Genomic DNA, 6,686 nt, shown 5'->3' with positions numbered 1-6,686 from the left:
CAGCGCCGTTTTTCCGATCCTAAAAGCCAATTGGGGCTTAAGACAGCTACCGGGAGAGATGGGTTTTCGGGTATACCGCCTACGAAATCACAGCGGCGGATAGCTTTCACGATCTCCCGATTTATATTGGGATGGGCCAGGCTTCCCGGAGTGAATAGTGTGCTGGGTCTAAGGGCCTTGTGTGAGCTAAGAGATCTTTACCCTTTTGTCTTTCAAAAGTTCATTGGCGATTCGGCTCATGACGCTTACCCCTGGTACGAACTCTTGCACACCTGGGAAATCGAGGCGTTTATTGATTAAAACACCAGAAGGCAGGGCAAGCTTTCCCTTCCCGGATTTACCGTTGGTAAAGATGGTGCCCCAGTCTGCGCAGGTGGCTTTCCCATGGTATTCTTTAGGCTACTGCGAAGGCCGCCGGCGGATTAAATGGCGCTGCCCTTCGGCCTGCGGCAAAGTGCCGGAATGCCTGAATAAATGCTCTCCTTCCAAGTACGGAAGAGTTGTCTATACCAAGCCGGAGTGGGATTTAAGGCTTTTTTCCAAAACACCCCGGAATTCTAAGGCCTGGAAAAAGGTGTACGCCCGGCGTAGCGCCTCGGAACGGACGAACAAGCGCCAGAAGATTGACTACCGGTTGGAAAGGACCAGGGCCCGCAGTAAAAGAAGGATCTTTTGGCGGCTCACCCTGGGGGCGATTAACCAGCACCTGGATGTCTGGGTTAACCAGTCCCGGGTAACGCTGGCCGAGATTATCGGAATCGAACAGGCTGCGTAGTTAAAGCTCCTATGCCTAGATTCTTTCCCGGCAAAAAAGTTTGGTTTTTGCCGGGCTGGCTGATTATTGCCTTTTTCCGGTTAGACCTGCCGGCCACCCATAAACCAACGCTATGAAGTTATCAAGGAACGTGTTTTTCAGCTTTTTTGTGTATGTTTGTGGTTTTAATGTTATTTGTTTCCTGCTAGATGCTGCTGGTTATTTTTGGTTTCCGAGACCCTTCAGTAATTATATCAATATCTGTTTGATCCGGCACATTTCTTTCCAATATAATTTTACTACCATTATTCCCATATGAAAATTCTTTGTTCTCTCAGGAGATAAAGACTCGTTACAGGGCAGCATTTTACAAAAAAGGACTGCAGAGAATCCACAGTCCTTTTTGTAAAAGTATTACACTAACATGGCAAAACTTGAAACATCACCGTACAGTATCTTCATGCTCATGCTGTACATTATGTTTTTTGTATATGTCAATATCTTTAATATGAAAAGGCAGGAATGAAGTTATTACATTATTCTTTTGCAATAGTACATTAGCGACAAATATGCTGGTGTTGTTATGCAACAACATCTCCCACCTCTTGGCGACAAAAAACTGAGGCAGCAGAACGGTTATCATGTCATTCGGGCTGGAGGCGTGTTCTTCAGAATTAATGTACTCGATAAGCGGATTTACTATTTCCCGGTAAGGGGATTTTCTTATTACCAGGGGTATATCCGTATTAAGTTTCTGCCACTTTTTTCTCAATTTGTCTGACTCTCCGTCATAAGTCTCGATGTGGAACGCCTCAACATAAGGCGTAAGACTTCTGGCATAACGTAATGCTTTGATTACCATTGTATTTATACTGTCTATGGGAACTATAACAAAGTGATTATAATACGAGTTAAAGTCTATCTTATCAAGGCTGTCATTAGGAATGTCCAGTTCAAGAGCAACCGAGGTATAATGATTTTTTATTCTAAGCATCACCCATACTAACAAGGGTATAACTAAACAGACTATCCAGGCTCCCGCGGTAAATTTTGTAACACCTATAATAATTAATACCACGAATGTCATTAGAGCGCCGGTTCCATTAATAAACGTCTTGTACAGCCATCCCTTGCGCTTTTCTTTTAACCAGCGCATAAGAACACCGACCTGCGCCAATGTAAAAGAAGTAAAAACTCCCACGGCATAAAGAGGAATGAGCAGGTGGGTTTCTCCCTGGAATATTATAATCAGTACAATTGCTGCGACAGCCAGCATTATAATACCGTTTGAATAATTAAGCCTGTGACCTCTAACTGAAAGCTGACGGGGCGCAAAACCATCCCGGGCGATAATCGAAAGAAGTGTGGGGAAACCAACGAAGGCAGTGTTAGCCGCCATTGCTAAAATAACAGTTGTACCGGCCTGAATTAAGTAATAGGCGAGACTTTTGCCGAAAACTATAGCCGCTATACTGGAAAGCAGCGTCTGGCTGTTAGAAAGCGGGGGGTGATAAATAGCCGCCAGGTAAGAAATGCCTCCGAAACAGACTATGATTACAACTGTCAATAAAATATAAGCAAGCTTAGCGTTCTCTTTTGCCGGATTTTTGAAATTGGGAACAGAATCAGCGATAGCTTCAACACCGGTAACGGCAGCGCAACCTGAAGAAAAAGCGCGCATAAGGAGAAAAACAAACAGTAGACTGGTCCATGAGGGAATGTCGACACTGGGGATATACATAACTTCCGAGATATCATGGTCAGGATTCTTAATAATCCCGGTAATAATCAAGCTTATTATAGAGATTATAAAAAAATAGGTGGGGAGGCTGAAAAGCCTGGAAGATTCTCTTGTACCTCGTAAGTTTCCTACTATCATTACTACAATTATAAATATGGCAATAGCTACTTTGTGCTCGAAAAGCGCGGGAATGGCTGATGTAATGGCTGCGGTTCCTGCGCTTATACTTACTGCTACAGTAAGTATATAATCAACGGTAAGTGAAGCTCCCACGACAAGGCCGTAAACCGGGCTAAGGTTCTCCTTGGCTACTGTGTACGCGCCGCCGCCCTGTGGATAGGCGTCTACGATCTGCCGGTATGAAAAAGATAAAATGATTAGCAAAATTATTATTATTCCGGCTAACTTAGGACTCCATATATATGCTGCTAAACCAAGCACCGGGACAAGTACCCTGAGCATTTCCTCAACAGCGTATGCCACTGAGGAAACTGCATCACTTGATAAGATAGGCATTCCCCAAAATACGTTAAATCTTTCCCTGGTAATATGTGTATTAGGCAGTTTTTCTCCTAATATCAGGCGTAAGATTTGACTGTACAAATTAACTATCCCCCTGGATATAATGCCTGGCCGCTTTTTATTCTTCTCCCAAGAAGCATGAAATAATATTCCTATCTAAAATTAAATTAAGTCTTCAAAAAAGGCAATAACATCTTTTGATTTTTTTATACGATGCAAGACCAATAAATCTGAACCAACCGAAAAACAGACAGAGAGACAGCCAAGTGTTTTGAACCACATAACTTTGCAGCAGACAGCGAATTACCAGACTAATCAACAGGGTACGCAGCAACAATCATTTACGTTAACAAGAACAAATAGATATTTTTCCGGAACAGGGACGAGGGGCGCTTTAAGCGCCCCTATTTCATTACAAGCTTAAAACTATAAGGGCGGCTTGCAGGCGTCATCTGTCAGGCTGCTCAATTAATCTGAATGTCTTTGCAAGTATATATTAGACAGAATATTATAACATTATAAAATTATATAAATTATCTATTGACAATAAAATAATAATATAGTATTCTAAAAGAGCCCTAAGAAAAGGATTCACCCTTAGTAAGAGGGCAGCCCTGAAAAACCGGAAGTGGAGGCTGATAACAACCTGCTGAAAAAAGCCAATACTAGGTGCGGTGATTGAGTAGGTATCCAAAAAGCCGTAAGGTTAATAGGATTCTACCGGTAAACTGAAATTCGGAAGTGAATTGGGAGACCAAAATCAACCAAAGAGTAAGGAATACCAGCTCAAATAGTAGAAGTTTATATAAGCAGGGGTTAAAAGCCGAAGCGAATTCTTGTAGGAGGAGGAAGTCATTGAAAGGTTATTTCCGACAACTACAGGAAGTAACCGGTAGTCCGAAACAACGGTAGAAGTACCGGAAGGATTGGACTGGGCAAACTAAAAAGGAGGACGTGCTGAATTGCACTACGCTCCTGAGAAGGGTAGGCAGAATCCGTAAGGAATCTAAACCTGCCCTTTCTCATTGTTTAATATTAAATGCCGCAGCACAGACGGCAATAAAAAAGTATCTGCCAATTATGAATTATGAATTATTGAAAATATATCTTTATAAAAAAAGGAGTCTTTTTTTTTTTGTAGAAAAAATATATAATTAGGTTGGTTACAATAAATATATTTATAACAACGGGGTTTAGTATGGTTGGACAAAGGCGTTCCAAGTGTATTTTGGATGCGCCTTTTTATTTTTTCTTAAAAAGAAGGGGGATAAGATATGATTGACGAAGTAAAAAAAGAAACCTTCACAGTTTCCGAAAACGTAAACGAACTGTTTGGCTCCAACGTTTTCAGTGAAGCGGTTATGAGGGAACTCCTGCCCAAGCAAATTTACAAGGCTCTAAAGAAAACTACTGACGAGGGTATGCCGCTGGATCCTAACGTGGCCGAAGTTATGGCTAACGCTATGAAGGACTGGGCTATCAAAAAAGGCGCAACCCATTACACTCACTGGTTTCAGCCAATGACTGCGCTCACTGCCGAAAAACATGATGCGTTTATTACTCCCATGCCCGACGGTCGTGTAATCCTTGGATTTTCAGGCAAAGAACTGATTAAGGGGGAACCTGACGCTTCCTCTTTCCCGTCCGGCGGTCTACGCGCTACCTTTGAGGCCAGGGGTTATACTGCCTGGGATACTACTTCTCCCGCCTTTTTTAAGGATAAAACCCTTTACATCCCTACTGTTTTTGTATCTTATACCGGGGAGGTCCTGGACAAGAAAACTCCCCTTTTGCGTTCTATGGAAGCTGTATCAAAACAAGCCTTGCGGGTGCTGCGGGCCTTTGGCAACATCACAGCCAAAAAGGTTATTGCCACAGTAGGTCCCGAACAGGAATATTTCCTTGTTGACAAAGAACTTTACGAGCAGCGCCGGGACCTGATTTTAACCGGCCGGACTCTTTTCGGCGCCGCCTCTCCCAAGGGCCAGGAATTAGAAGACCAGTACTTCGGAGTAATTAAAGAACGTGTTGGCGCCTTTATGCATGAATTGGACGTTGAACTTTGGAAGTTGGGCGTATCCGCAAAGACCAAGCATAACGAAGTTGCTCCCGCCCAGTACGAACTCGCCCCCGTTTTCAACGATGTAAATATCGGCGCCGATCACAACCATCTGGTGATGGAGACAATCAAGAAAGTAGCGCTTCACCATGGCCTGGTCGGCTTGCTTCACGAAAAGCCGTATGCCGGGATTAACGGTTCCGGAAAACATAATAACTGGTCGATGAGTACGGATGACGGTGAAAACCTTTTCGAACCCGGGGAAACTCCCCACGATAACGCCCAGTTTCTAGTATTTCTGGCCGCTGTACTCAGGGCTGTAGATATCTACGCGGACCTGCTGCGGGTTACCGCTTCCTGCCCCGGCAATGACCACAGGTTGGGCGCCAATGAGGCTCCTCCGGCTATTGTCTCTGTTTTCCTCGGCGATCAGCTAACTGAAATTATAGAAAAGATAGCTCAAGGCGGTGAGGTCAGCAGTAAAAAGGGATACCAGCTCACGCTCGGAGTCTCCTCACTTCCCGTTTTGCCAAAAGACAATACCGACAGGAACAGGACATCACCTTTTGCTTTTACCGGCAACAAATTTGAATTTCGTATGGTTGGTTCGTCACAATCCATCTCCGGGCCCAACTTTGTACTTAATACCGTTGTTGCGGAGACCTTGTGTGAAATTGCCGATAAGCTTGAAGGTAAGAGCGATGTCAATGCCGAAGCTCAAAAAATTGTGCAGCAAATTTTTAAGGATCACGGCCGGATTATCTTTAACGGCAATAATTACACCGATGAGTGGGTTAAGATTGCTGCAGAGCGCGGTCTCCCCAATATCTCTTCCACAGTAGAGGCTCTTCCAGCACTGACAAATGATCGAAACGTCATGTTATTTGAAAAGCACGGAGTTTTAAACAAGACAGAACTGGAAGCCCGCAGGGATATAGTACTGGAAAATTATATCAAAACTATTAATATCGAAGCTCTGACTGCCCTGGAAATGGCCAAGAGGCAGATTCTGCCCGCCGGTATTACATTCGCCACCAGTTTGGCCGATTCTATTAACTCCGTGAAAGCAACCGGTGTAGAGGCCCTTACCAGCGCCCAGGGAGAACTGCTCCAGGAAGTATCCGTTACTCTGGCGTCATTGAAGAAGAGTATTAACGCCCTTGAGAAGGCCCAAGCTGAAGCCGAAAAAATGCATGGCGACGTATACAAACAGGCTCAATTTTACAGGGATTCCGTATTTACAGCAGTCAGTACCCTACGGATTGACGCCGACAAACTTGAAACTATGGTTGACAAAAACCTCTGGCCTTTCCCCACATATGCAGATTTGTTGTTTAACCTGTAACCTTTGAGCTGATAACTTTACAAAACTGGCCGGAGAGCCGGCCACGAATAATATGAGCCTCCTGCTGAGAAAGTAGGAGGCTTACTTTTTTCAGATCTTTGCACATTCTTGTCATCAACTTAACCCAACTTTCCCCTCCCCAAGATCATAATTAGCCCAAAACACCCCTCTGGATAAATATGGGTTGGATGTAAGCCGCACCATTACTGCATTCATGTATTCATAAACAGTCCAAAAACATCAAAATCACCAATGTAGTACCCTA

5 protein-coding genes are annotated in these 6,686 nt (G+C 43.9%); 4 read left to right on the top strand and 1 reads right to left on the bottom strand.

Going from position 1 to position 6,686, the window contains the following annotated elements; genetic code table 11:
* Both DEH07_07935 and DEH07_07930 read left to right on the top strand, forming a co-directional pair.
* The coding region (locus tag DEH07_07935; protein HBY04448.1) for a hypothetical protein at positions 1-300 on the top strand (300 nt) is incomplete at its 5' end.
* On the top strand, positions 293-775 hold the full coding sequence (locus tag DEH07_07930) for a hypothetical protein (GenBank protein ID HBY04447.1): 483 nt from the start codon (positions 293-295) through the stop codon (positions 773-775). The genes DEH07_07935 and DEH07_07930, both read left to right, overlap by 8 nt.
* A gap of 421 nt (positions 776-1,196) precedes the next feature.
* Here DEH07_07930 and DEH07_07925 read toward each other — a convergent pair whose 3' ends face one another.
* A complete protein-coding gene (locus tag DEH07_07925) occupies positions 1,197-3,098 on the bottom strand; it encodes an amino acid permease (protein HBY04446.1) in 1,902 nt (633 codons plus the stop codon).
* A gap of 873 nt (positions 3,099-3,971) precedes the next feature.
* On the opposite strand from DEH07_07925, the gene DEH07_07920 reads away from it, so the two are divergent.
* Together DEH07_07920 and DEH07_07915 are read left to right on the top strand one after the other, a co-directional pair.
* Entirely contained in the window at positions 3,972-4,175 is a 204-nt protein-coding gene (locus DEH07_07920; GenBank protein ID HBY04445.1) for a hypothetical protein, read from the top strand.
* A 116-nt stretch (positions 4,176-4,291) separates the two neighbouring features.
* Positions 4,292-6,421 carry a glutamine synthetase type III gene (locus DEH07_07915; protein HBY04444.1) on the top strand — a complete coding sequence of 710 codons (2,130 nt, stop codon included), beginning with the start codon at positions 4,292-4,294 and terminating at the stop codon, positions 6,419-6,421.
* Positions 6,422-6,686: the final 265 nt, after the last annotated feature.

Source organism: Desulfotomaculum sp. (genome assembly GCA_003513005.1).
GTDB lineage: Bacteria > Bacillota > Desulfotomaculia > Desulfotomaculales > Nap2-2B > 46-80.
The sequence above is the reverse complement of the archived record's forward strand: the minus strand, read 5'-3'. Positions and strand labels throughout refer to the sequence as shown.